This window comes from Sphingobium sp. UBA5915 (assembly GCF_002431195.1).
GTDB classification, from domain to species: Bacteria; Pseudomonadota; Alphaproteobacteria; order Sphingomonadales; family Sphingomonadaceae; genus Sphingobium; species Sphingobium soli.
On the sequence record NZ_DJDV01000053.1, the window covers coordinates 48862 to 73781 of the forward strand.

22 protein-coding genes are annotated in these 24920 nt (G+C 64.9%); 12 read left to right on the top strand and 10 right to left on the bottom strand.

The window, feature by feature from the left end; all coding sequences use genetic code 11:
• Positions 1-86: 86 nt before the first annotated feature.
• Positions 87-488 carry a MarR family winged helix-turn-helix transcriptional regulator gene (locus B2V90_RS07715; protein ID WP_228221247.1) on the bottom strand — a complete coding sequence of 134 codons (402 nt, stop codon included), beginning with the start codon at positions 486-488 and terminating at the stop codon, positions 87-89.
• A 218-nt stretch (positions 489-706) separates the two neighbouring features.
• Here B2V90_RS07715 and B2V90_RS07720 point away from each other — a divergent pair, with 218 nt between their 5' ends.
• Both B2V90_RS07720 and B2V90_RS07725 read left to right on the top strand, forming a co-directional pair.
• Complete coding sequence (locus tag B2V90_RS07720) at positions 707-1684, top strand: NAD(P)H-dependent flavin oxidoreductase (protein WP_293920880.1); 978 nt, start codon at positions 707-709, stop codon at positions 1682-1684.
• 62 nt (positions 1685-1746) lie between these two features.
• Positions 1747-2991, top strand: coding sequence for an MFS transporter (locus B2V90_RS07725; RefSeq protein ID WP_084438984.1), 1245 nt, complete (start codon positions 1747-1749; stop codon positions 2989-2991).
• 2 nt (positions 2992-2993) lie between these two features.
• Here the strand turns inward: B2V90_RS07725 and B2V90_RS07730 are convergent, their stop codons facing one another.
• Genes B2V90_RS07730 through B2V90_RS07740 form a run of 3 tightly spaced genes read right to left on the bottom strand, consistent with a single transcriptional unit; the run spans position 2994 to position 6156 of the window.
• Entirely contained in the window at positions 2994-3764 is a 771-nt protein-coding gene (locus B2V90_RS07730; protein ID WP_066856798.1) for a thioesterase family protein, read from the bottom strand.
• A gap of 17 nt (positions 3765-3781) precedes the next feature.
• Positions 3782-4561: an enoyl-CoA hydratase gene (locus B2V90_RS07735; RefSeq protein WP_198162829.1), complete on the bottom strand. Its 780-nt coding sequence runs from the start codon at positions 4559-4561 to the stop codon at positions 3782-3784.
• Positions 4558-6156, bottom strand: a complete 1599-nt coding sequence (locus B2V90_RS07740) for a class I adenylate-forming enzyme family protein (protein WP_228221245.1) — start codon at positions 6154-6156, stop codon at positions 4558-4560. Before B2V90_RS07740 ends, B2V90_RS07735 begins: the two co-directional genes overlap by 4 nt.
• Before the next feature lie 148 nt (positions 6157-6304).
• Between B2V90_RS07740 and B2V90_RS07745 the strand changes: the two genes are divergently transcribed.
• Both B2V90_RS07745 and B2V90_RS07750 read left to right on the top strand, forming a co-directional pair.
• Entirely contained in the window at positions 6305-7471 is a 1167-nt protein-coding gene (locus B2V90_RS07745) for an acyl-CoA dehydrogenase family protein (RefSeq protein ID WP_066856801.1), read from the top strand.
• Positions 7472-7480: 9 nt separating this feature from the next.
• Entirely contained in the window at positions 7481-8659 is a 1179-nt protein-coding gene (locus B2V90_RS07750; RefSeq protein ID WP_228221244.1) for a 12-oxophytodienoate reductase, read from the top strand.
• A gap of 5 nt (positions 8660-8664) precedes the next feature.
• Here the strand turns inward: B2V90_RS07750 and B2V90_RS07755 are convergent, their stop codons facing one another.
• A complete protein-coding gene (locus B2V90_RS07755; RefSeq protein ID WP_066856806.1) occupies positions 8665-9294 on the bottom strand; it encodes a TetR/AcrR family transcriptional regulator in 630 nt (209 codons plus the stop codon).
• A gap of 75 nt (positions 9295-9369) precedes the next feature.
• Between B2V90_RS07755 and B2V90_RS07760 the strand changes: the two genes are divergently transcribed.
• Positions 9370-11157, top strand: a complete 1788-nt coding sequence (locus B2V90_RS07760; protein ID WP_228221243.1) for an acyclic terpene utilization AtuA family protein — start codon at positions 9370-9372, stop codon at positions 11155-11157.
• The gene (locus tag B2V90_RS07765) at positions 11154-12659 is read left to right on the top strand and encodes a CoA transferase (protein ID WP_293920789.1); all 1506 of its coding nucleotides are present in this window, start codon (positions 11154-11156) and stop codon (positions 12657-12659) included. Before B2V90_RS07760 ends, B2V90_RS07765 begins: the two co-directional genes overlap by 4 nt.
• 42 nt (positions 12660-12701) lie before the next feature.
• Here B2V90_RS07765 and B2V90_RS07770 read toward each other — a convergent pair whose 3' ends face one another.
• The 4 genes from B2V90_RS07770 to B2V90_RS07785 form a co-directional block, all read right to left on the bottom strand.
• Entirely contained in the window at positions 12702-13121 is a 420-nt protein-coding gene (locus tag B2V90_RS07770) for a hypothetical protein (protein ID WP_228221241.1), read from the bottom strand.
• Positions 13122-13182: 61 nt separating this feature from the next.
• Positions 13183-14676, bottom strand: a complete 1494-nt coding sequence (locus tag B2V90_RS07775) for a class I adenylate-forming enzyme family protein (RefSeq protein ID WP_228221240.1) — start codon at positions 14674-14676, stop codon at positions 13183-13185.
• A gap of 126 nt (positions 14677-14802) precedes the next feature.
• Positions 14803-16023, bottom strand: coding sequence for an acyl-CoA dehydrogenase family protein (locus tag B2V90_RS07780; RefSeq protein WP_228221239.1), 1221 nt, complete (start codon positions 16021-16023; stop codon positions 14803-14805).
• A gap of 24 nt (positions 16024-16047) precedes the next feature.
• Positions 16048-16839, bottom strand: a complete 792-nt coding sequence (locus B2V90_RS07785) for an SDR family oxidoreductase (RefSeq protein ID WP_066856822.1) — start codon at positions 16837-16839, stop codon at positions 16048-16050.
• A 72-nt stretch (positions 16840-16911) separates the two neighbouring features.
• Between B2V90_RS07785 and B2V90_RS07790 the strand changes: the two genes are divergently transcribed.
• From B2V90_RS07790 to B2V90_RS07810, 5 genes are all read left to right on the top strand, one after another.
• Complete coding sequence (locus tag B2V90_RS07790; protein ID WP_066856825.1) at positions 16912-17547, top strand: TetR/AcrR family transcriptional regulator; 636 nt, start codon at positions 16912-16914, stop codon at positions 17545-17547.
• Positions 17544-18719, top strand: a complete 1176-nt coding sequence (locus B2V90_RS07795; protein ID WP_228221238.1) for an epoxide hydrolase family protein — start codon at positions 17544-17546, stop codon at positions 18717-18719. The genes B2V90_RS07790 and B2V90_RS07795 overlap by 4 nt, the downstream gene beginning before the upstream one ends.
• A gap of 168 nt (positions 18720-18887) precedes the next feature.
• The gene (locus B2V90_RS07800; protein ID WP_228221237.1) at positions 18888-20168 is read left to right on the top strand and encodes an MFS transporter; all 1281 of its coding nucleotides are present in this window, start codon (positions 18888-18890) and stop codon (positions 20166-20168) included.
• 85 nt (positions 20169-20253) lie between these two features.
• Positions 20254-21798, top strand: coding sequence for an acyl-CoA synthetase (locus B2V90_RS07805; RefSeq protein ID WP_228221236.1), 1545 nt, complete (start codon positions 20254-20256; stop codon positions 21796-21798).
• A 16-nt stretch (positions 21799-21814) separates the two neighbouring features.
• Positions 21815-22633 carry an enoyl-CoA hydratase-related protein gene (locus B2V90_RS07810; protein ID WP_228221235.1) on the top strand — a complete coding sequence of 273 codons (819 nt, stop codon included), beginning with the start codon at positions 21815-21817 and terminating at the stop codon, positions 22631-22633.
• 52 nt (positions 22634-22685) lie between these two features.
• On the opposite strand, the gene B2V90_RS07815 is transcribed toward B2V90_RS07810, so the two are convergent.
• Positions 22686-23446, bottom strand: a protein-coding gene (locus B2V90_RS07815; protein WP_228221300.1) for an IS5 family transposase whose coding sequence is annotated in 2 segments (ribosomal slippage) — positions 22686-23110 and positions 23110-23446 — 762 coding nt in all. Because the reading frame shifts where the segments join, the coding sequence is not laid out codon by codon here.
• Positions 23447-23704: 258 nt separating this feature from the next.
• On the opposite strand from B2V90_RS07815, the gene B2V90_RS07820 reads away from it, so the two are divergent.
• Positions 23705-24919, top strand: a complete 1215-nt coding sequence (locus tag B2V90_RS07820; RefSeq protein WP_228221234.1) for an amidohydrolase family protein — start codon at positions 23705-23707, stop codon at positions 24917-24919.
• Position 24920 lies beyond the last annotated feature (1 nt).

A 24920-nucleotide genomic window follows, 5' to 3' on the forward strand; every position in this document is an offset into this window, starting at 1 on the left:
AAGGGGCGAATGTTTCGCCCGCGGGGAATCAAACCATTTCCATCGCAAAGAATGGCGCAAAGAGCAATATTACTTAGTGATATATGTCAATCAATATCCATCGACTCGCAGGCCGGCAGCCCCGCTGAGAGATCAGCCTGCTCGAGATTGGCAATCATCCGGTCGAGTATATCGCTGACCATGGCCAGCTCCTCACGCGTCACCCCTGCCAGCTGGTTGCGCTGCTCATCCTCGCCAAGCATCGTGAGTTGCGCCAGCAGCGGTGTGGCGGCGGGGGTGAGGTACAGACGGTGGGCGCGGCGATCATATTGATCAACGCGCCGTTCGATCCAGCCCTTTTCCACCAGCCGATCGACCAGCCGACTGGCGGTCACATCGCCGACATCCATTGCTTCCGCGATGGAGCGCTGCGTCGCCCCTTCGGCACGGCTGACGGCATGGATGGCCCGCCATTGGGCCAGCGTCATGCCCATGGTGCGGGCGCGCATGTCGAACCGCTTGCGTTGCAAACGGGCGGCGAGGCTGATGCGCAGACCGATCGTGCGCTCGCAATCTGTCAGGCGCTCGGTGATCGCCCACCTCCCATATAACCTGGTTAAACATCTTGCCCTGCGCCGCATTGCACGGCAAGGACGGTCAGGAGATGAATAGCGGGAGGGAAAGCATGTCGCCAGTTGAATCACAAGCCGTCATCGAACGCCCCGGCATACGCATCAAGACCCGGTTTACCGAACTGGCGGGGATCGAGCATCCCATCGTCCAGGGCGGGATGCAATGGGTGGGAACCGCCGAGATGGCGGCAGCTGTCTCCAATGCTGGGGGCCTGGGCATGTTGACCGCGCTGACGCAACCGACTCCTGACGCACTGCGCCGCGAGATCGCACGATGTCGCACGATGACCGACAAGCCGTTCGGCGTGAACCTGACCATATTGCCGTCCATCAACCCGCCGCCCTATGCCCAATATCGGCAGGCGATCATCGATGAAGGCATATCGATCGTCGAAACCGCAGGCTACAAGCCGCAGGAGCATGTCGATGCCTTCAAGGCGCACGGCATCAAGGTCGTGCATAAATGCACCGCCGTGCGCCACGCTCTGTCGGCCGAGAAGATGGGCGTGGACGCCATATCCATCGACGGGTTCGAATGTGCCGGCCATCCGGGCGAGGACGATATTCCCGGCCTGATCCTGATCCCCGCCGCCGCTGACAAGGTGAAGATCCCGATGATCGCCAGCGGCGGCTTCGGCGACGGGCGCGGCCTGGTCGCCGCGCTTGCCCTGGGTGCCGAAGGGATCAATATGGGCACTCGTTTCTGCGCCACGAAGGAGGCGCCGATCCACGAGAATATAAAGCGGGCGATGGTGTCCGCAGACGAACGTTCTACCGCCCTGATTTTCCGAACCTATCGCAACAGTGCGCGCGTGGCGAAAAATGCGATCACCGAGCAGGTGCTCGCCGCCGAGGCGAAGGGTTTGCCCTTTGAGGAGGTTGCCCATCTGGTGAAAGGCGCCCGCGGCAAGGAAGGCCTGGATAATGGCGATCCCGATCATGGCATCTGGACTGCCGGCCTCGTCCAGGGGCTGATTCACGACATACCCAGCTGCCAGGACCTGATCGACAGAATCATGGCCGACGCGGTGACCATCATCAACGGACGCCTCGCCGGCTTCCTGTCCCGCTGATCCCGACCCGACCGGTCGCAGCGAAGGGGAAGACAGAACGGGCGCCAGTCAAGGAGAGCAGGATGCACAGTGTCGACCACATGAGCGCCGAGACCGGCCCCTCCCCCGCGCGCCAGCTGTCGGCCGCGCGTCGGATACTGCTGATCGCGGCGATTCTGAGCGGCAATGCCGCCGCCGCCCTGCTGTACGATGCGTTGCCGCCGATCCTAGCGGATCTGGCAAGGCTGCTGGGCGGCGGCACGCGCGGCCAGTTCCTGGCGCAATTGGCGAGCACGTTGCCGATGCTGGGCGTGATGCTGTCGGGGCTGTTTTCAGGCCTGCTGATCGCCATGATCGGCATCCGACCCGTGCATCTGGGCGCGTTGGTCCTGTTCGCCCTGTTCGGCACGGCCGGTGCCTTCATCGACCAGCCGTTGCTGCTGCTGGGCAGCCGGTTCGTCATGGGTTGTGCGATCGGCACGATGATTACCTGCGGCACGACGCTGATCGCGGCGTGGTTTACCGGCAAGGATCGCGCGCGCATGAACGGGTGGCTGGTGAGCGCCGGGGCGATCGCGGGGATCAGCTTCCTGTTCATTGCCGGGCAGGTCGCTTCGGCCTGGTGGCGCGCGCCCTTCCTTCTGCACGGGCTGGTCGGCATCCTCTTCCTGCTTCCGATCCTGCTGCTGCGCCCCCTGCCCGCCGTGGCGACGCCCCCGCTGGGCACACAGCCGGGCCATATCGCGCGCCTGCGTCGCTTGGCGCCCGTAACCCCCATCTACCTGATCGCGCTCGCTCTCTTCATCCTGATGCTGCTGTTCAATGTCCAGACGACCTTCCTGATGAGCGACGTCGGCATCACAAGCCATGCGAAGATCGCGCTGGTATTCATGGTCAACGCCGCCGCCGTGACGCTGGCGTCGGTGGGATTCGGCTATGTCGCGAACCGCCTGACCCCGGCCAATGCCATGCGGATCGTGTTCCTGCTGGTAGCGGGTTCGATGCTGATCGTCGGGGCCGCCCGTGCGCAATGGCAATTCGCGCTGGGGCTTGGGATCAGCGGCATCGGTGTGGGCGTCGGGCTGACGACGCTGTGGACCTGGACCATGCAGCGCGCGCCCAAGGATGTGCTGCCCCATGCCGTGGGCCTGATGATGACCTGCATGTATCTGGGCGGGGCGGCCAGCCCGTTCGTGCTGGCGCCGGCCCGGGCGATATTCGGCCTGCGCGGGCAATATTTCGCGCTGGCCGCATTGATCGTCGCCATCATATTGCTGCTGGCAATGACGGGACGCCGCCGATCGGATCGCCCGATGCCGGCGGAATAGGCCTATTTGCGCCGTTCGTTCGCAAGCGCGGTGCAGGCGATGAAGCCGATCGCGCCGTTGCGGTCGTGGATCCGGCAATGTCCGACCGCTATGCCGTCCGACGCTTCATGCCCGGTCGCCTCGAAGCCGATCCATTCCCCTTGCGGCGGGCGATGGAGGTGCAGGCTGACGTCGCTGTTGATGTAGCGAATCCCTGCGTCGCCCGCGTGAACGAAGGCGCTGACGAAGTCGGCGGCGAGCGCGACGCGGGCATAGGGCCCGAGCGGTTCGCCGGCGACCAGCGCCAGCGTTTCGCGCAGCCACAGCCGTTTGGGCGCGACGGCGCCCAGATGGCCTGCAATCGCGCGAATTTCGAAATGGCGGGGCTGCTTTCCATCCGGCATCGGCGGCAGGGCGGCGGGATCAGGCGCATCCCAGGGCGGCGGCGCCCAGACGCGACCGGGAGGCGCTTGCGTGAACCGCAGGAATTGCATCGTCGCACGCGCCACGGTCGCGTCGTTCACCATCATGGTCGCTTCGACCAGCGCCATGCGCGGCCCCGCGCGCACGACATGGGTCTCGATCCGGGCCGGGGCGAAAGGCGCGATGCGGACCATGTCGATCGTGAAACGCGCGGGCACCCAGTCGGCCGCACCGTGTCTAAGCGCGATTTCAGCGCCCATCAGCCCGACCAAGGCACGCCCATGCAGCGAATCATGGCGCCACCAGCCCCGCGCAGCCTCCTGCGGAACGAAGGATGTGCCGTTCCGAACGAAGAATGAAAGCGCGTCCACCCGTTGACCGGCCCCGTCTATTGCCCGCGGCCGCGCGCCTGCACAGCCTGTCGGCGCGCCTCGACATCTTCGGGCGCTACCTTGCCATTGGCCGCCGAGGAAATGCGGTGCTCGATCGCCAGCGCATCGCCGAAGCTGGCGGCATAGCCTTGGTCGATCAACTGCTTGTAGGCGAGCATCATGCGCGGTTCGATGCTGGCCATGTCGGCCGCCAGCGCGCGCGCGCGCGGCATCAACTCCTCCGGCGCGACGACCTGATTGACCAGTCCCCAGCGTTCGGCCGTCGCTGCGTCCAGAAAATTGCCGGTGAACGACAATTGTTTGGCGCGGCTGATGCCGATGATGCGGGAGAGCTTCTGCGACAGGCCCCAGCCGGGCAGGATGCCGACGCGGGCATGGGTGTCGGCAAAGCGCGCATTGGTCGATGCGATCAACACGTCGCAGGCCAAGGCGACTTCGAACCCGCCGGTAATGGCGACGCCATTGATGGCGCCGATGACGGGCTTGGTGCAGACCTCGATCGCCTTGACCGGATTTTCGTCCGCGCCTTCAGCATTGGCGGCGCCGAGCGCGCCCGGCTGCGAACCCAGTTCCTTGAGGTCGAGACCGGCGGTGAAGGCCCGCTCGCCCGCGCCGGTCAGGATCACCGCGCGCACGTCGTCGTCGCTATCGATCTGCGTCATCACTTCATAGAGGCGCGAACGCAACGCCTTCGACAGCGCATTCATTGCTTCGGGGCGGTTGAGCGTCACGACCGCGACGCCATTGTCCTTCTCGACGGTAACCAGATCGCTCACGCGGCTTCCTTTCCTGCTTCCGCACGCGCTCGTGCGCGCAATTCATGCTTCAATATCTTCCCCGTGCTGTTGCGCGGAAAATCATCGACCAGGACCAGTTGTTCGGGCGTCTTTTGCCGCGCGATACCGGCCTTGGCGAAAAAGTCGCGGACCGATTCAAGGTCCACGCACGCGCCGGGTCGGGGCACCACGTAGGCGCGCACGACTTCGCCCATCCGCGGGTCGGGCGCGGCGACGACAGAGGCTTCGGCAATGTCGGGATGGGTGAAGAGCAGATCCTCCACCTCCCGTGACGAGATATTCTCGCCCCCGCGAATGATGACGTCCTTCTTTCGGTCGGTGATGATGAGGAAACCATCGGCATCCAGTCGGCCGATGTCGCCGGTGCGAAACCAGCCACCAGGCAGGAAGGCGGCAGCGTCGAGCGAATCGTCGAGATAGCCAAGGAACAGTTCGGGGCCACGCACGATCAGCTCGCCTTCTTCCCCGTCCGGCACCCTGTGGCCGTCATCATCGACGAAGCCGACTTCCGATCCGCGCATCACCTGTCCTTCGGTCGTCAGGCGCTTTTCCATCGAATCGCCGGGATGCCCGGTGGTAACGGTGGGATGTTCGCTCGACCCATAGCAGCGGAAGGTCTTCAACCCGTGCGCGGAACAACGGGTGATGAGGCTGGGCGGCACCGGTGCCGCCCCCACCATGCAGCTGCGCAGGCTGGAGAGGTCGCGACCGTCTCGCTCGGCAGCTTCCAGCAGGCCCGAGAGATGAAAGGGCGTGAAGGAAGAGGAGACGATACGGTATTTTTCCACCAGCATCGCCGCTTCGCCCGGTTCCCATTGGTCCATCAGCACCACCGGCGCGCCGGTAACGAGAAAGCGCATCAACTGGAACGCGCCTGCGACATGGCCCGGCGGCCAGGGACAGAAGGCGATTTCATCCTCCAGATCCCGGCGCGACCAGGCGATCGCGTCGACTTCGGACAGAAGCGTGCGCGCGGAATGCTTCACGCCCTTGGGATCGGCCGTGGTGCCGGAGGTGTAGACGAGAATCGCCAGATCGTCCGGACTGCGCGCAGCTGCAGGGCCGATCGCGATCGGGGCGAGCATGGCGTCCCAGGGCACCGTGCCGGGCGCGGCATCGCCGATCATGACGTGCGTGGTAAGCGCGGGGAGTTCCCCGGCCTCAGCCAGCGTCGCGGCATAGTCCGCCTTGCGCCAACGGTCGGGGGTGACGATGAGCCGGGCGCGCGACTGGGCCAGGATGAAGCGCAGTTCCTTCGCGCCATAGATGGAGACGACCGGTAACAGTACCGCGCCCGCATGGGCGATTCCGACCGCCGCGATCATCCATTCGGTCCAGGCGGGCAGTTGCACCGCAACGACATCCCCCGGCGCGATGCCGCGGGCGCGCAAATGTTCGCCAAAGCGCAACCCCTGTTCGTGGACCTGCGTCAGAGTCTGCCTGCCCGGCCGAACCTGCGAGGAGACAGCGACCCAGCTGGCCCCGTGGATCTGCGCACCCTGGGCGAACGCCTCGCTCAGGCTGCGATCGGCAAAGCTTCCGGCTTCCATCAGCGTCTTGCGCTCCTCTTCCACATGCGGGCCGTGGCCATTGCAGATCCAACAACTCGCCGGTCTCATATAACAACAAAGTCTACTTAGCTAGCGATGTTGCTTCCCATTGTCACCCGCCCTTGCTAACAGCGTCGCGGTAACGGAAGCCAGGAAGAGGGACGCCGCACCGATGACGCACGAATCGCCCGCGGAGACTTATCCCGAAATTCGGGACGGCGTCCGCCAGCTGGTTGCTGCATTCCCCGGCGAATATTGGCGCGCGCTCGATCGCGAGCGCCGCTATCCCACCGCCTTCGTCGAGGCTCTCACCAAAGCGGGCTATCTGGGCATGTTGATCCCGGAAGAATTTGGCGGGTCGGGCCTGGGCCTGTCGGCGGCCTGTGCCGTGCTGGAGGAAGTCCATCGGTCCGGCGCAAACGGCGGCGCGGCGCACGCCCAGATGTACACCATGGGCGCCATCCTGAAACATGGCAGCGAGGCGCAGAAGGCCCGCTATCTGCCGGCGATCGCCGCGGGCGCGCTGCGGCTCCAGGCCTTTGGCGTGACCGAGCCGGGCGCAGGTACCGACACGACCCGCATCAGTACCTTCGCGCGGCGCGACGGCGATCATTATGTCGTGAACGGCCAGAAGATATGGATCAGCCGGGCCGAGCATTCGGACCTGCTGCTGTTGCTGTGCCGCACGGCTCCGCGCGATGAAGGCGCCAAGCCGTCTGCGGGCATGAGCCTGTTGCTGGTCGACATGCGCGAGGCGAAGGGCAACGGACTTACCATCCAGCCGATCCGCACCATGCTGAACCATGCGACGACAGCTTTATTCTTCGATGACCTCAAGGTGCCGGTGGACAACCTGATCGGGATCGAGGGGCAGGGATTCAAATATGTGCTGGACGGCATGAATGCCGAACGCGTCCTGATTGCGGCCGAATGTATCGGCGACGGCCGCTTCTTCATCGATCGCGCTTCCGCCTATGCCAAAGACCGCACTGTCTTCGGTCGGGCGATCGGCGAGAATCAGGGTGTCCAGTTCCCGATCGCCCGCGCCCATGTGCAACTGTCGGCGGCGGCCCTGATGGTCGACAAGGCCGCGGCGATGTTTGATGCAGGCCAAGCGTGCGGTACCGAGGCGAACATGGCCAAGCTGCTGGCATCGGAAGCGAGCTGGTATGCGGCCGATCAATGCATCCAGACGCATGGCGGCTTCGGTTTCGCGGAGGAATATGACGTCGAGCGCAAGTTCCGCGAAACGCGGCTGTACCAGGTTGCGCCGATCAGCACGAACCTGATCCTGAGCCATGTCGCCACACATGTCCTGGGATTGCCCAAGAGCTTTTGAGGACTGCGCATGACCGACACACCGGACCTTTCCCCTCTGTTCGCGCCCTTCGCCTGCAAGACGATGCGGCTGCGCAACCGTATCGTCATGTCGCCCATGACGCGCCAGTTCGCGCCCGACGGCGTGCTCGAGCCAGCGGTGGACGATTATTATGCGCGCCGCGCCGCGGGCGGCACCGGACTCATCATCACCGAGGGCACTGCGGTCGGGCATCCGGTGGCCCATTATTCGAGCAAGATTCCGCATTTCTATGGCGAGGCGGCGCTGGCGCGATGGCGATCCGTGGTCGCGTCGGTCCACGCACAGGATGGCGCGATCGTCCCGCAACTGTGGCATACGGGCCTGTCGCGGCGGCGCAGCCACACGGCCAACCCCGATGCACCCAATATATCGGCGTCCGCCCTGACCGACGAGGATCTGAGCGCCGAGGCGGCGGCAGGCACGGCGCCTGCGCCCACCAAGCCGCGGCGCCCTGCGGAGGTCATGACGAAGCATGATATCGACAGCGTGATCGGTGCATTTGCCCGCGGCGCGGCAGCGGCCAAGGAGGTCGGGTGCGACGGCGTAGCGATCCATGGCGCCCATGGCTATCTGCTCGACCAGTTCTTCTGGGAACGCTCCAACCGCCGCGAGGACGCCTATGGCGGCAGCCTGGAAAACCGCATCCGCTTCGCGGTCGAACTGGTCGCAGGGGTGCGCGTCGCGGTGGGCCCCGACTTTCCCATCCTGTTCCGCTTTTCCCAGTGGAAGGCGCAGGATTATGCTGGAAAACTCGCCGACACGCCGACCGACCTGGCACGCATCCTGGAACCGCTGGCCGATGCCGGGGTCGATATATTCGATGCCTCGACACGTCGTTTCTGGCTGCCCGAATTTGACGGCAGTCCGCTGAATCTGGCCGGATGGGCAAAGAAGCTGACCGGCAAGGCGGCGATGACGGTGGGATCGATCGGCCTGGAATCACCCTTCCTGGGTGGCGGGAGCAGCGCGACCAGCGCAGTTACAGCCGACAATCTGGGCCTGCTGGCGCGGATGATCGACCGGGGCGACTTCGACCTGGCAGGCGTCGGCCGGGCGCTGATCGCCAATCCCGCCTGGGCCGATCTGGTCCGTGAGGCCCGATTTGACGCGCTGCGAACCTATGATGCCCGAGGCCATGTCAAAACGCTGGAGCAAGTGGACGGCTGATGGGTTCAGCCGGTCGCCAGGCCTGCCCCCATTTCCTGCGCGAAAACGTCAATCAGGCGCAGGATTTCGCGGTCGCGGTCGCCTGCGAAGCGGCGCATGAGGAAAGAGAGCGAGAGCGACTGCCACACGACAAGCTGGGCGACGCGGGCGGTATCGGCATCGGCCCTGACTTTGCCCGCGCGTTTCAGTCCATCCAGTCGTTCGGCCAGGATGATGGCGCCGCGCTGGGTGATGCTGTTGTCGAATCCGGGGGCAAGCGTGGGATCGCGCACCAGTTGGGGCAGCACGATCTGCAACAGACGGGCGATGTCGTGCAGATGATCATGCTTCCAGTGGAGGAAACGACCGATCTCCTCTTGCGCGGAACCAGACGGGGGCAGCGCGGCATAGGCGGCATCATTGTCGCGCCGTTCCAGAAAATGGGCGTAGACTGCGGAGAGCAGCCCCGCCTTGCCCCCGAAATAGCGGGTGATGAGCTGTTCGTTGAGCCCCGCATGGGCGGCAATGGCGCGCGTGGTCGCGGCGTCATAGCCCTGCTGCGAAAAGAGCGCGATGCCAGCGTCGAGGAGCGCGCGTCGGCTCGCTTCGCGGTCCCGTCGCCGGGTCGGCGTCTTCACCGCTTTGACATCCACCATGCAAAATTCCTTTCCACCCCGCGCAGCTTAGCGTAAGTATGCAATTGCATACAAAAGCCGTTCCGGAGAGTCGATATGACCAAAGCCCCAATCCGTGTCGCCAATTTTTCTGGCGCGCTCGGCGATTATGTCGGCGCCTTCGCCGATGCGATCGCCGACGAGACGATCGATGTCGCGATCGGCGACTATCTTGCCGAAATGACGATGGGACGTGTCGCGGAAGGGTTTTGCGCCGCCGGCAAGCCCGAAGCGCTGGCGGGCTATCATGCCGATGTCTTCCTGCGCCAGATAACGCCCGAACTGGGACGGATCGCTGCGCGCGCGGTGAAGGTCGTAACCAATGCGGGTGCGTTCAATCCCGCCGGACTGGCAGGCCGAATTGCGCAGGAGGCCGCGGCGCAGGGGCTGGCCCTGCGCGTCGCCTATGTCGAGGGCGACGATCTGCTGGCCCGCGTGCCTGCGCTGGCGGCGGAAGGGCAGCTCGCCAATCTGGACGATGGGAAGGCGATCGGGTCAATCGCGGACAGACTGCTGGCGGCCAATGCCTATCTGGGCGGATGGGGCATCGTCGCCGCGCTGGAACAGGGCGCGGATATCGTGATCTGTGGTCGGGTATCGGACGCATCGCTGGTGCTGGGACCGGCCGCCTGGTGGCATGGCTGGGCGAAGGATGATTGGGATGCCCTGGCCGGCAGCGTCGCAGCAGGCCATGTCATCGAATGCGGGCCACAGGCGGTAGGCGGCAATTTTTCGGGGTTCGCACAACTGGGCAACCCGGCCCGGCTGGGCTTTCCAATCGCAGAAATCGCGGCGGATGGCAGTTCTGTCATCACCAAGCGCACAGGCGACGCGGGCGCGGTTACGGTCGATACCGTCACGGCGCAACTGATGTACGAGATCCAGGGCGCGCGTTACCTCAATCCCGACGTCATATTGCATGTCGATTCGATCGCGCTCAGCCAGCAAGGCCCCGATCGGGTGCTGCTGAGCGGTGTACGCGGCAGCCCGGCTCCCGAGACGACCAAGGTCGGTTGCTTCTATCAGCACGGGTGGCGGGCGATGATCTGGGGATTCGCAACGGGGCCTGACTGGCGCGAGAAGGCGGATTGGCTGCGTGGGCAGTTGGAGGCGCTATCCGCGGACCTGGCGCTCGACGAATTTCATTTCGAGCCGCTGGGCCAGCCCATCGCCGACCCGGCGAGCGAGGCCGAGGGGACGGTGGCGATCCGCATCGCCGCTGCGGCGCAGAGCCGGTCGAGCCTGTCCAAGCTGCTGGCCGGCTATGCCTCCTTCGGATTGGGCGGCATCCCCGGATTCCAGGGCGATGGTGCAGGTCCACCACAGCCACGCGTCCATTATTGGCCGGGGCTGGTGCGGCAGGCGGACCTCGAGCATCGCGTGACCTTTATCAACGGGCCGAGCATGGCGGTGACGATGCCCCCCGTAGCACCCTTCGCCGCCCCTGCCCCGGCTGGCCCGGCGCCTGCTGCCGCGGCGGGCGAGACTCGCACAGTCATGCTGGGATCGCTGGTTCATGCGCGATCAGGCGACAAGGGCGCCAACGCCAATATCGGCGTCTGGGCGAAGCGACCGGAGATATGGCCATGGCTGCGCGACACGCTGGATGCCGACCGACTGGCGCAGTTGATGGGCCTCAATCCATCGGTACAGGTGGAACGGCATGACCTGCCCAATATCAACGGCCTGTTGTTCGTGCTGAAAGGCTATTTCGGGACGAGCGGCACCGGCAATATCGCACTCGACCAGATCGGCAAGGCGGCGGGCGAGTTCCTGCGCGCCCGCTTCGTGGAAGCGCCTGTGGTCCTGCTGGACGATGCAGCAACGATGGAGGCGGTGGCATGACGATGGTCCAGCATGATGCGCAGGCGCTGGCCGCCCGTATGCGGGCTGCGGCGTCCCAGCCCGCCAGCGACGACAGGTTCGATATCCAGGGAGAGTTGGCCGCGATGCTGGCCGAACTGGGCATGACGCCGGCGGACGGCGGCGGCGCGATCGATTTCCATGGCCTGGACCCGTTGGTGCCCAGCACGATCCGTCTGGGTGGCGGCGCAGCGCTGGGACTGGTGCAGCAGTCGGTCGTGGCAGCCGCGCTGCATCGCGACCGGGGCAGGCCGGGGCAGGATATTGCCATCCAGCTTTCGCAAGCGCTGCGCAAGCTGGCACCCGGATTCGAGCGGCGATGGGAATTGCTGAACGGCCATATGGCCGTACTGGAAGACCCAAATATCATGACCATGCTGCGCTTCTACCGCACCGCCGACGATCGCGAGGTGCTGGCCGCCAATCTCTATCCCAAGCTCAAGTCAGGGATGATGGCGCTGCTGCAATGCTGGGACAAGCCCGAGGCGGTAGCGCAGGCGATTGCACGCCATAGCGCCGATGAACTGGAGATGATGTTCGAGGCGGCAGGGCTGGTTATGGCCAAGGCCCGCACGGTCGAGGAGTTCATCGCCGAACCGGTGTTCGACTATCTGGCGGCACGGCCCTTGATAGAGATCGAAAAGATCGCCGACGGCCCGCCCGAACCGCTGCCGCCGGCCGGGGCGATGCCGCTATCGGGCATCCGTGCGCTGGGGATGGGGCATGTGATAGCCGGCGCAGGCGCGGGCCGGTCGCTCGCGTCACTGGGCGCCGATGTCCTCAACATCTGGCGACCCGCCGAATTCGAGCAGGAAACGCTGTATCTGACCGCCAATGTCGGGATGCGATCGGCGAAGGTCGATCCGCGATCCGACGCCGGACGGGCAAGGCTGCGCGAACTGGTCGGCGAAGGAGATATTTTCTTCGCCAATCGGCGGCCGGGACTGCTGTCCGAGTTCGGGCTGGACGCCGCGACGCTGGCACAGGTGCGGCCCGGCATCGTCCATGTGACGATGAGCACCCATGGCGAGGGGGGACCGTGGGCGCAGCGGCCGGGGTTCGACCAGATTGCGGGTGCCGTCACCGGCATGTTGTGCCTGGAGGGATCGCCCGACCGCGTAAGCCTGCCCCCGACAATCATCGTCAACGATTTCCTGACCGGATGGCTGGCCGCGACCGGGGCGATGGCGGCGCTGCGGCGGCGGGCGAGCGAGGGGGGCAGTTATCGCGTCCATGTCTCGCTGACGCGGGTTGCTATGTGGCTGCTATCGCTTGGTTCGTTCGACAAGGCCTATGCCAAGGCCATCGCCGGAACGGATGGTCCCCATGCCACCGTCAACCCTACCCTATTCACGGTCGATACACCGCTCGGCCGCTATCAGGGCATGGACGAGCAGGTCCGCATGTCAGCTACGCCACGCGCATTCCAGACAGTGCTGGTCGCGCGGGGATCGAGCCGGCCGGAATGGATGCCAAGGGACTAAGAGTGATGGGCGGAGGATGATCCTCCGCCCATCAAGCGCGCGTCAGTCGAACATGCCCTCGTCGCCTTCATGGGTGACGCGGATGCCGACGGCCTGTTCTTCGGGGAAGCGGGCGCGGGCCTCCGGGCTTTCCCAGATCACCGCCTTGTCGCCGTCGCGCCGCAATTGCGAGACGGTGAAAGCCGAGAAATCCTCGCGATCAAGCAGGTCGAGCGGCCGGGCGGCCTGCCCTTCGCCCGCGACAATCTCGACCCGGACACGGAAACGGGGCAGCTTGACGATCTCTTCGTCCAGTCGGTGGGAAGCGTCATTCTCCTCGCGCCATCCCGCGTCCCAGGCCGCCGCCTTGTCGGTCCCCTGCGGATAGGGATTATAGGCGCTCGTCAGGCGCTGCGCATGATCGGCGCGGGCCATCGCCCGAATGGTATCGAGTTCGCTTTGCGGGGTCAGGGTCGGGGTCAATTGAGGTTCCTCTATCTCGAATGATCCTTAGCCAGGATGAGCGGGATATACCAGCTGCGCCTTATCGTGCGGACGCATCGCGCCGCGCCTGCGCGGCCGCCGCCAGCTTCGGCAGGAGGTCACGCTTGACGATCTTGCCCGTCGCGTTCAGCGGCAATTCGTCCAGGATGAGGATCGTGCGCGGCAGCTTGTTGTTCGCCAGCCGATCGCCACACCAGCCGACAAGCTGTTCGACGCTCACATGTGCACCGGGGCGCAAGGCCACGGCCGCGGCAATATCCTCGCCCAGGACATCGTGCGGGACGCCGAGCACGGCCGCATCCTTGACTGCCGGATGCGCGTGCAGGACATTTTCGATCTCGATCGGCGTGATGTTATAGCCACCGCGAATGATGAGTTCCTTCGACCGCCCACTGATGATGAGGTCGCCATCCTCGTCGACAAAACCCAGATCGCCCGTGCGGGTCCAGCCGCCCGCAAAACCGTTCGCAGTCGCTTCCTCGTCACGCCAATAGCGCCGGGGATTGGACTGGAGGCCGTAGATTTCGCCGACGACCATGGGCGCCGCGACATTGCCCGCCTCGTCGCGTACCTGCATGTTTGCCGGCAGCTTGCCGACGCAACCCGGCTTGAGTACTTCCTTGCCACGCGTCGACACCCCCACACCGCCTTCCGACATGCCGTAGCTGTTGCGGATGCTGGCTCCCGGCCAGAGCGCCATGGCGCGGACTACCGAATCGTTCGGCAATGGCGCGGTCCCGGTCATCAGATAGCGCACACTCGAAAAATCGGTGCTCGCGGCATCGGGATGATCGAGGATCAGGCGCAGCATCGTGGGCACGAGATAGACGGTCATCGGCCGTTTGGTTTCGACGAGTTTCAGGAACGCGCCTGGGTCGAAGCGCGGCTGGGTGAAGGTGGTCGCGCCGCCGTAAAGAGGCAGCATGAGCACGCCGAGATTGCCGCCCGATCCGGTGAAGGGCAGCGCGTGGAGGGTGGAGGTCGAACGGTCCTTCTCCTTGCCGGTGCGCGACCGGCCGAGAAGGTCGGGGTGGGTCACGACGACACCCTTGATCCGCCCGGTCGTACCCGATGTACCCAGAATCTCTGCATCGGCCTGCGGATCGAGCGCCGCCTGATCGGGCAGAGCCGCAATGTCGCGCGGCATTGCGTCCGCGGTCCAGACCGCGTCGAGCGCAAGGCCCGCGAGCAGGTCCGGCTGGTTGGTGATGGCAAAGCGCGGTTCGATCAACGCCGCATAGTCGCTCACTTCAAGCGGCGAGAGGCGGGTGTTCACCGGCACGGCAATGCCCCCGGCCCGCAGGACCGCGAGCACGGCGATCGCCATCTCCACCGCATGGGCGTTGCTGATCGGCAGGAAGACACGATCGCCCGGCGCCAGCCCTGCCGCCGCCAGACCACCGCCGATTTCGTCGGCTTCGCGGTCCCATTGCGCGAACGTCAGCACACGCCGCGTATCGTCATGGGCGACAGAATCCGCCATCGTGGCTGCGCGGATACGCAGAACATCGGTGATACGTCGCACGTCGGTCATGAAAGCCCCCGGTATGGCCGCCCTCCAGCAGGACGCCGCCTGTCGCACGCTGCCCGCCACCGGAACCGCAGCGTGACCCGAAGCTATCTAGTGCACTAGGTAATATATGTCCAGACGTTGCCTTCGCTATCCCGTGATCCCGCGCCCGAAGATGCGACGGGCGATGATCCAGCGCTGGATTTCGTTGGCGCCTTCGTAGATTTCGCCGATCTTGGCATCGCGATAGATCGCCTCCAGCGGCAAGCCATGCCCTTCGCCCTGAACGTGGCGGGCAAAGCCATAGGCGCCGCAGGCCTGGATAGCATCGCGGGCGACATCGACGGCCAGGCCCGAACCTGCGATCTTCGCCATCGCGGCCTCGATATCGGCCATGCCCTCCCGATCGAAGCGGTATGCCGCCTTTTGGTAGAGCGAACGCGCATTTTCGATGCCGATGGCATGGTTGGCGAAGGCGAACTGCCAATGCTGGAAGCGCGCCAATTCCTGTCCGAACACCTTGCGCTTTTCCATATAGGCGCAGGCCTGATCGAAGGCCGCCTGCGCCATGCCGACCCCGATCGCGCCAATGCCCATGCGGCCGAGTGTCAGCGCGGACAGCGCGCCCTTCAGCCCTGCGCCGGGCGCGCCGATGACATTTTCGTCCGGCGTGAAGGCGTCGTCGAAAACGACATCGGCCGTCAGTTGCGCATGGTTGCCCATCTTGAGATCCGGGTCGCCCACGGTGATGCCGGGCTGGTGCATGTCGACCAGCAAAAAAGTCTGGGCATTGTCGTCCGACCGGCACAGCACGAGGATGAAGTCGGCCGCGACCGAATTGGTGATCCAGCGCTTGCGTCCGTCGATGCGCCAGCCCCCTTCCACCTTGGTCGCGATGGTCCGCATCATCGCTGGAGACAGATCGGTCGATGCGTCGGGTTCGGAAGTGGCGAAGGCGCCGACCAGTTCGCCGCGGGCGAGGCGCGGCAGATAGCGGCTGCGCAACGACTCGGGCGCTCGCTCCAGCGTCTTGCCGCACAAGATCGCCTGCCCGTCATACAGGGCAGAAGCGGTGCCAGGCGCATAATAGCCCAGTTCCTCCGCCACGGTCATCGTCGCGAGAGTCGGAAACTCCAGCCCGCGCCCGCCGACATCGGCGGAAAAGGGAATGGTGTAGAGGCCTGCCGCGCCAATTGCCTCGAACGCGGCGCGAGGAAAGCCGTCGCGCCGCTCCGCCGTCGTATTGAGCGCATAGGCCATGGGCCGGAGCACGTCGTCAGCAAAGGCGCGTGCTTCCTTGCGGATTCGCACCGTCTCGTCCGGCATCCAGATGTCGGAATAAAGGCTATCCGCGCGTCGCGTGATCTGCATTTTACGCTCCTTCCTGCGCCGGCGTCACGCCATGCCGCGCTCGAGGCTCTGACGGCTGGCGTCGCCCAGTTGCGATCCACCGTCGCAGTCCAGGATGGTGCCTGTGATGTAGCCGGCAGACGGGCTGCTGAGGAATATGGCCGCCTCGGCGATTTCGTCGATCTCACCCCAACGGCGCATCGGAATGCGCTCATAATAGGCGGCCCGGCTGGCGGCGTCCGGCGCGAGGCGGGCCATGCCTTCGGTATTTTCGATCGGGCCGGGCGAAATGCCGTTGACGCGCACGTCCGGCCCCCACTCCATCGCCAGCACGCGGACGAGCTGGTTGATGCCCGCCTTGGCCGCGCAGGCGTGGGCCTGAAGCGGCGCGGCATTGACAGCTTGGCCCGCCGTGATCGCGATCAGCGACGCCCCCGGCTTGTTGAGCAGGTCGTGAGAGCCACGAAACACGTTGAACGTGCCGTTGAGGTCGATATCGACGACCGTCCTGAACGCATTGGCCGACATGCCGAGCGCGGGCGCCAGAAAATTGCCGGCAGCGCCGGACACAACCACGTCGAACGCGCCATGGGCTGCTGCGACCTGCTCCATCGCGGCGCGGATCGCCGCATAGTCCCGCACGTCGGCCGACAGGCCGATCGCGCCGTTACCGATGCTGGCGGCGGCATTTGCGGCCTTTTCGGGATTGCGGCCGACGACGCCGACTTTGGCACCCAGTGCGGCGAATCGCTGCGCGATACCCAGATTGATACCGCTGGTGCCTCCCGCGACGAACACGCTCCTGCCCGCGAACAGGCCATCCTTGAATGCGCTCATGCCTTTTCCTCTCCTGGATACTAAACACTGTTTATCGTTGCATAACGAACGCTGTTCAGTATGACAAGCGGGATGGCACTACTTCTTACCGACGATCAGGTCATGGAATGCCGCGCCCGCATCCGGGCGGTGGCGGAGGAACAGTTCGCGACGCGCGGGCTGGCGGCGACGTCGCTGCGATCGATCGCGGCGGAACTGGGCTGGACCGCCGCGTCGCTCTACCGCTATTTCCGCAACAAGAGCGAACTGCTGGCGCTGACGCGGGCGGCCGCGCATGACCGCTTTTCGGACCGGGTCGAGGCTGCCTATGCCAGCACGACGGATCTTTGGGACCGGTCCCGTGCGGTCGGGCAGGCCTATGTCGATTTCGCGTTCGACGAACCCCATGCCTATCAGCTGATGTTTGCCTTTTCCCAGCCCGAGGCCGAGAAAACCGAAGAATTGCGCGCCGCCGAGTGCCGTTCACGCCGGACGCTGACTGCCTATATCGAGGATATGATCGCTGCGGGCCTTTTGCAGGGCGATCCGTCCGTCCTGGGCCATGTCTACTGGGCGGGCATCCACGGGTTGGTCGTGTTGCAGATGGCGGGCAAGCTGGATCCCGACATGCCTTTCGAGCTGATCCGGCATGAGATCATGCGCCTCGTTACCCGAGGCGCCCAGCCACCGGCCGGGGAAGCCAGACCAGCCAAGGGAAGCAAAGAATGACCGCGATCGCGCCCTTCACCCTGCCAATGCCCGGCGGCGAAGAAATCGTCCCGCTCGACCTGTCCGTTCCGCAGCCGCATCTGGACGATCTGCATGAGCGGCTGAACCGCACCCGCTGGCCCGAGCAGGAGACCGTGACCGATGCCAGCCAGGGGGTTCCGCTGCTCACTATGCAGGACATGTGCGCCCATTGGCGCGATCACTATGACTGGCGGCGCTGCGAGGCGATGCTGAACGGTTTTGGCCAGTATCGCACCGCGATCGACGGCCTGGGCATTCATTTCCTCCACCGGCGCTCGCCCGAACCCCGAGCGCTTCCGCTGATCCTGACCCATGGGTGGCCGGGATCGGTGATCGAGTTCAACAAGGTTATCGGGCCGCTCACCGACCCCGCGCGTCATGGCGGCGATCCGGCTGACGCCTTTCATGTCGTGGCCCCCTCCCTGCCCGGCTATGGCTTTTCCGATCGGCCCTCTGGCTCGGGCTGGCCGGTCGAGCGGATCGCAGCCGCCTGGATCACGCTGATGCGCCGCCTGGGCTATGACCGCTTCGTGGCTCAAGGCGGAGACTGGGGGTCTGCCGTGACCAATGCGATCGCAACCTCCGGCGCGCCGGAGGTGACGGCGATCCATCTCAACATGGTCATCGCCCAGCCGGAGGCTGAAGACATGGCCGACCTGACCGACGCGGAAAAGACGGCGCTGGCCGATCTGAAGCGCTACGCCAGGGACGGCAATGGCTATGCCAGACAACAGGGCACGAGGCCGCAGACGCTAGGCTATGGCCTGGTCGATTCACCCGCGGGGCAAGCGGCGTGGATTTACGAGAAGTTCATGGCCTGGACCGACAGCGGCGGCGATCCGACGCGGGTGCTGACGCTGGACGAGATGCTCGACAATATCATGCTCTACTGGCTGCCGGGAACTGCCGCGTCGGCGGGGCGGCTTTACGGGGAGAGCTTTCGCAAATTCGCCGCCAATCCGGTGGCGATCCCTGTGGCCTGCACCATATTTCCCAAGGAGATTTTCCGCGCATCGCGCCGCTGGGCGGCACGAAAATATCCCAATCTCGTCCATTGGGGGGAGTCGGCGCGCGGCGGCCATTTCGCAGCGTTCGAGCAACCCGAAATCTTCGTCGACGAAATTCGCGCCAGCTTTCGAACGGTTCGATGAGACCCGTTTGCAAGCAACCGTATCGCTCAGCGCTGGCCTGCGGAATGGACCCGATGGACCATTTCAGTCCATTCAAACCCTCGTTCGCTTGCAACCTCTTCCCGTGTGACGGTAAGGCGGCGGCACGGGCGAGACACAGATTCGCGCGTCGGAGAGAGGAACCCCAGCGTGGCATTCATCCGGAAAGACGCGCAACATGACCAGATATTGCTGTTCTGCGTCATGTTGTGCGTGGCGATCGGCAATACCGGGCTGCAATCCGTACTCCCCGCGATCGGTCGGACGATCGGGCTGCCGGACGCACTGATCGCGATCGCCTTTTCGCTGTCGGCCCTGCTCTGGGCCGTCGTCGCGCCCTTCTGGGCCAGGCGGCTTGACGACCGTCGCGCCAAGCCAATGATCCTGGTCGGCATGGCGGGTTTCACCCTGTCGATGACGATCTGCGCCCTGGCGCTGACAGCAGGTGTCAGGGGCTGGATCACCGCCGGCGTGGCCTTCATCCTGTTCGTGATAGGACGAGGCTTTTATGGCGGGTTTGGCGCGGCCGCGCCTCCGGCCGCGCAGGCGATGGTCGTCGCCCGGACATCGCGCGCGAACCGGACGGCTGCGCTGAGCCTGCTGGCTTCGGCTTTCGGCCTTGGCACGATCATCGGCCCGGCGCTGGCGCCCTTTTTCGTGCTGCCTTTCGTCGGTCTGGCCGGACCGCTCTATGCCTTCGCGCTGCTCGGCATCGCGATGCTGGTCGTGGTGCAACTGCGGCTACCGCAGGGCATGGGAACCGGACCGGGCGCTGCGGCGAGCGATCCCGTGATCGGCTACGAACCCAGCGATGCGCCGGTGATCGCGACCGGCGATCCAACCGGCACGGCGCGCGTCGCCATGTTCGACCCGCGCATCCGGCCGTGGATCATCGCAGGGCTGGTGTCGGGACATGCCCAGGCCATCGCCGGGCAGACGATGGCCTTCCTGGTGATCGACCGTCTGGCCGATTCGCCACGCGAGGCGCAACCGCTGATCGGCATGGTTCTGATGGCAGGCGCGGGCGCGGCGCTGCTGGCACAATGGGGTATCATACCCCGACTGCGGATGCAGCCGCCGCCGATGGCGATATGGGGATCGGTCATGGCGGCCGCCGGTGCTGCGGGCTGCGCAGTGGCGCATGACCTGCACGCGCTGGCCATCGCCTTCGCCATCGCCTCGCTGGGCTTCGGCTTCCTGCGGCCAGGCTTCACCGCCGGCGCATCGCTGGCGGTCAGAGAACAGGAGCAGGGCCTGGTCGCGGGCCATGTGACGGCGGTGAATGGCCTGTGCTTCGTACTGGGACCGTCGATCGGTATCGGCCTGTACCAGATCGGCCAGCCGCTTCCCTATCTGCTGTGCGCCGGCGTCATGGCGGGACTGGCAGGCTATTGCCATATCGTGTTGGGCCGCCTGGCGCGCGAAGGATGATGCCGACGGGCTTCTCTTCCGGAGCGGTCGTGCCTAAGATGAGGCAATCATCGCGCCCGGACAGAGGCGCGGGACGGAGACGCGGATGTACCTGACCCAAAGCCTGCACCGGATGGTGCAACGCGCGCCTGACGCCCCTGCGGCGGGCGACCGGAATGGTCTTTTGAGCTGGACGGCGCTGCGCGATCGCGTCGCGCGTTTTGCCGGGGCGCTGCGGGCGAGCGGATTGCAGCCGGGCGACCGGGTGGCGATGATGGCGCCCAACGGCACCGACTTCCTGGTCTATCTGTTGGGCACATGGTGGGCCGGCGGCGTCATCAATCCGGTCAACCTGCGCTGGACGCCGCAGGAGATCGGCTACTCGCTCGACAATTGCCAGACGCGATTCCTGATCGTCGACCCGCTATTCGAACCGTTGGTGCCGGCCATTCGCGCCCATTCCGGCTGTGTCGCAACCGTGGTGACGACCGGGCCGGGCGATGATGAAGGGATGAGCCTGGAGACCTGGCTGGCGGCGGCCGATCCGGTCGACGACGCGCTACGCGGAGGCCAGGATCTGGCGGCGATCCTCTACACGGGCGGCACCACGGGCTTTCCCAAGGGTGTGATGCTGAGCCACGATAATCTGGTGGCGTCGGCGCTGGGATCGATGGCCAGTGGCGAGGGGCATGCCAGCGCGCGTTATCTGCACAGCGCCCCGCTTTTCCATATCGGCGCTCTGTCCGGCCTGCTGATCGCGCTGCATTCGGGCAGCACAAACCTGTTCCTGCCAGCGTTCGATCCGCTGGCGATGCTCGAGGCGATCGCGCGCTGGGATGTGACCGAGTTCTTCCTGGTTCCCACCATGCTGCGCATGATGGTTCAGCATCCCCGCTTTGCGGAGTTCGACGTCGGCGGCGTGCAGCGCATCCGCTATGGTGCGTCCTCGATCGACGAAGCGCTGCTGGACCGGGCGATGGCGGCTTTCCCCAACGCGCAATTCTGTCAGGCCTATGGGATGACCGAATTATCGCCGGTCGCAACGGTGCTGGGGCATGAGGATCATGGCGCAGAAGCCCGCGCGAAAGGCCGGTTGCGGTCGGCCGGCCGGGCTAGCGCGACCTGCGAGGTGCGGATCGTCGATGGCGAGGATCGGGAAGTGTCGCGCGGTGAGGTCGGCGAGATCGTGGCGCGTGGGCCGATCGTCATGCTGGGCTATTGGAACATGCCCGAAGCCACGGCGGAGGCGACGCGCGGGGGGTGGATGCATACCGGTGACCTGGGCCGGATGGACGCCGATGGCTATGTGACCGTGATCGACCGGCTGAAGGACATGATCATCACCGGCGGCGAGAATGTCTATTCGGCGGAGGTCGAGAACGCGCTTTCGAGCCACCCCGATGTTGCCAACGTCGCGGTGATCGCTGCCCCTGATGAGACATGGGGCGAGCGTGTCCATGCGGTAATCGTACCGCGCCCGGGCACCAGCCCCACGCCCGAATCACTCACCGCCCATTGCCGCGGCCTGATCGCCGGGTTCAAGTTACCCCGCAGTTTCGATTTTATCGATGCCCTGCCCCTGTCGGCCGCCGGCAAGGTCCAGAAGAATGTGCTGCGGGAACGCGCGCAGGCGTTGGCGGCCGAAGTTTGATTGGATGAAAGAAACCATGCAGGCTCTCGTGACATTCGCGGTGACGGACGGCGTCGGCCTGCTGACCCTCAACCGGCCCGAACGGCTGAATGCGCTCGATGACGCCATGCATCGTGCGCTCGATGCGGCCTGGGTCGATGCCTATCATAGCGATGCGCGGGTGATCGTGGTGACGGGTGCGGGCCGCGCCTTTACCGCCGGCGCCGATATGGAGCGGCTGGACCGACTGGCCGCAGGCGGCGATTTCGACATTCCCCGGCCCGGCGCGCTCACAGCCGCCTTTGACGGAATCGATGCGCCAGCGGCGCTTATGACGAGCTATACCTTCCCGCTGGCCAGCCCCAAGCCGGTCATCGCGGCGATCAACGGACCGTGCGTGGGGGTGGGCGTGCTGATCGCGGCGGCCTGCGACATTCGCTTCGCCAGCCCCACCGCGATGTTCTCCGCAGCCTTCCCGCAGCGGGCTGTCGTGGCTGAATTCGGACTGGACTGGCTGCTGCCGCGGATCGTCGGCCGGGGCATCGCGGCGGACATCCTGCTGTCGGGGCGGCGGGTAGAAGCCGAGGAAGCGGCGCGGATCGGACTTGTCTCGCGCGTGATCGAAGCGGATTTCCTGGATAGCGTGCTGGCCTATGCGCGCGAGATGGCGGCGACTGCGTCGCCGCGATCGACGCGCCTGATAAAGCAGCAATTATGGGACAGCGCGACCAGCGATTATGTTTCGGCCTCGCAGCGCGGATGGGACCTGCTCAAGGAAAGTTTCGGCACGCAGGATTTTGCCGAGGGCATCGCCAGTTTCCGTGAGCAGCGCCCGCCCCGTTTCATTGGGGCCTAGAGTGGTTCGCGTTCCGATTGCATCGGATGAACCGCTCTAGCGCGTAGACTCATTATGCAGCGCACCAGAGGCGGACACAGATAAGTTTGATGGCCGCAAGGAAATTGGCAGGATCCTTGTCGTAGCGTGTGGCGATGCCGCGGAACTGCTTGATACGATTGAAGAAGCGCTCGACGAGGTTTCGCTGTTTGTAGAGCCATGGCGAGAAGGCGAAGCGCTGCTTGCGGTTGGATCGATTGGGAATGTTGGCCCAGACGTTCCTTGCCGCAGCGGCGTCGCGGATAGCGTTGCTGTCATATCCTTTGTCGCCCAGCAAGGTTGCGCCTTCGGGAATGGCTTCGATCAGCGCTTCAGCCTCACAGGCGTCGTGGACCTGCCCGCCTGTCAGTCTCAGGCTGACAGGGCGTCCGTCAGCATCGACAAGGGCATGGAGTTTGCTTGTGAGGCCGCCCCGGGAACGTCCCATGCCACGATCGCAGCCTCCCCCTTTTTACCCGTCGCACCGTTCTGGTGGACGCGCATGCAGGTGGAATCAATCATCACCAGTTCGCCATTATATCCGGCAGAAACCGCCGCCAGCAGCCGGTCCCAGACCCCGGCTTTGCGCCAGCGGACGAACCGATTGTAGCAGGTCGTTGGTGGCCCATAGCGCTCCGGGATTTCCGCCCACGTCGCGCCGGACCGGAAGCGCCACAGGATCCCGTTGAGCACACGGCGATCATCCACCCGCGCCACGCCGCGCGGCTTGTTGGGCAACAACGGCTCGATAATAGCCCATTCCCGTTCTGTCAGTTCGTATCGCCGCCGTGTCATCCAGCCCTCCAAGTCTGGAGCCTTCTGAATCACCCAAAACGCCGATCCTCAAGTCATTTAATGAGTTTACGACCTAGATTATTGGTTTCAGGCGATTTCTGAGTCATCAGATGATTCCATCTGATTGGAAATCGCTCTAGCCGGACCCAGCCCGGAATTTGACCCCGATCAAAGCAAAACAGGCACCTCTATCATACAGCTTTTTCTGGCCCACCGTGGAACTCTGCGCGAGGCTGATGTCCAGAGAGAGGAAAATCGATGCAGCCCTTCGTCTTCAGTTGCGACGCGCATATCGCCGAGCCCGCCGACCTGTTCACCAGCCGGATGCCCGATCATCTGCGGCAGTTCGCTATTTCTTCCCAGGCCGATGGCGATGTCCGCATCACCCGCATCGGCGAAAAGGTCATCCTCAAGATCAACACCAATTTCCATGCCCATAAGACCGGTGCCGACGACAAGGCGTTCCAGCAGCAGAGCAGCGGCGATACGCCTTCGCCCGACCGAGCGTGCGTCGATGCGCGTGAGCATTTCGTGAGCGACTGCGCCGTCGACACGCGGCGGCGCGGCGCACGCGACCTCGCTTTGCGACTGGCCGACATGGACCGCGACGGTGTGGATGCCGAACTTGTCTTCCCGTCCCTGGGCCTGATGCTGCCGCGCATCGACGACCGCGAAGGCCAGCAAGTCGCCTGCCGCATCTATAATGACTGGGCATGGGACTATACCGCCCCGGTCCGCGACCGATTGATTCCCGCCGCCATGATCCCCTGTTTCGACTTCGACGACGCTCTGACGGAATGCTTGCGGACCGCAGAACTTGGCTATGCCGCCTTCTGCCTGTGGGAAGGGTTGAACAATTATTACGACGCGCGCTGGGATCCGATCTTTGCGCTTGCCGCCGAGCGCCATATCCCGATCGTATTTCATACCGGCGTGGGCGACATCAATATTCGCGCGCTCCGGGGACCGGGGGCCGCAATGTTCAACTACACCCGCCAGATGAACGATGCAGTCGACATCATCACCCAGCTCGTCGGCGGCGGCGTCCTGGATCGCAATCCGGGAGCCCATATTCTGTTTGCCGAACATAGCGCCGGTTGGCTGATGGGCCTGGCAGAGCGGATGGACGAGGTCTATCACGGCCATGCGCCGGCAATTACGCCCAAGCTGTCACGGCTGCCCAGCCAGATCGTGCGGGATCAGGTCCACTGCGCGCTTCAGAACGACGTAGGCGCGCTGAGGACACGCGATGGGGTAGGTATCGGTGCGCTATTGTTCGCCACCGACTATCCTCATTCCGAGGGCACTTTCCCCTATTCGCGCAATGTGGTCGCACGGATGATCGCGGAAAATCCAGCCTGTTCTCAGGAAGATTTCGTCGCGGTGCTGGGCGGCAATGCCGCCAGCCTGTTCGTGCGCGCCAACCTGAAACACAAGGTCGAAGCGCGCGCCCGGCAGACAGAGGCCGCTTGAA

Coding starts and splice junctions, on each gene's coding strand:
- B2V90_RS07715 (WP_228221247.1), bottom strand. CDS start 488: ATGCGCGCCCGCACCATGGGCATGACGCTGGCCCAATGGCGGGCCATC.
- B2V90_RS07775 (WP_228221240.1), bottom strand. CDS start 14,676: ATGACCGACGTGCGACGTATCACCGATGTTCTGCGTATCCGCGCAGCC.
- B2V90_RS07820 (WP_228221234.1), top strand. CDS start 23,705: ATGCAGCCCTTCGTCTTCAGTTGCGACGCGCATATCGCCGAGCCCGCC.
- B2V90_RS07790 (WP_066856825.1), top strand. CDS start 16,912: ATGGCACTACTTCTTACCGACGATCAGGTCATGGAATGCCGCGCCCGC.
- B2V90_RS07795 (WP_228221238.1), top strand. CDS start 17,544: ATGACCGCGATCGCGCCCTTCACCCTGCCAATGCCCGGCGGCGAAGAA.
- B2V90_RS07780 (WP_228221239.1), bottom strand. CDS start 16,023: ATGCAGATCACGCGACGCGCGGATAGCCTTTATTCCGACATCTGGATG.
- B2V90_RS07745 (WP_066856801.1), top strand. CDS start 6,305: ATGACGCACGAATCGCCCGCGGAGACTTATCCCGAAATTCGGGACGGC.
- B2V90_RS07725 (WP_084438984.1), top strand. CDS start 1,747: ATGCACAGTGTCGACCACATGAGCGCCGAGACCGGCCCCTCCCCCGCG.
- B2V90_RS07765 (WP_293920789.1), top strand. CDS start 11,154: ATGACGATGGTCCAGCATGATGCGCAGGCGCTGGCCGCCCGTATGCGG.
- B2V90_RS07805 (WP_228221236.1), top strand. CDS start 20,254: ATGTACCTGACCCAAAGCCTGCACCGGATGGTGCAACGCGCGCCTGAC.
- B2V90_RS07810 (WP_228221235.1), top strand. CDS start 21,815: ATGCAGGCTCTCGTGACATTCGCGGTGACGGACGGCGTCGGCCTGCTG.
- B2V90_RS07755 (WP_066856806.1), bottom strand. CDS start 9,294: ATGGTGGATGTCAAAGCGGTGAAGACGCCGACCCGGCGACGGGACCGC.
- B2V90_RS07785 (WP_066856822.1), bottom strand. CDS start 16,839: ATGAGCGCATTCAAGGATGGCCTGTTCGCGGGCAGGAGCGTGTTCGTC.
- B2V90_RS07750 (WP_228221244.1), top strand. CDS start 7,481: ATGACCGACACACCGGACCTTTCCCCTCTGTTCGCGCCCTTCGCCTGC.
- B2V90_RS07760 (WP_228221243.1), top strand. CDS start 9,370: ATGACCAAAGCCCCAATCCGTGTCGCCAATTTTTCTGGCGCGCTCGGC.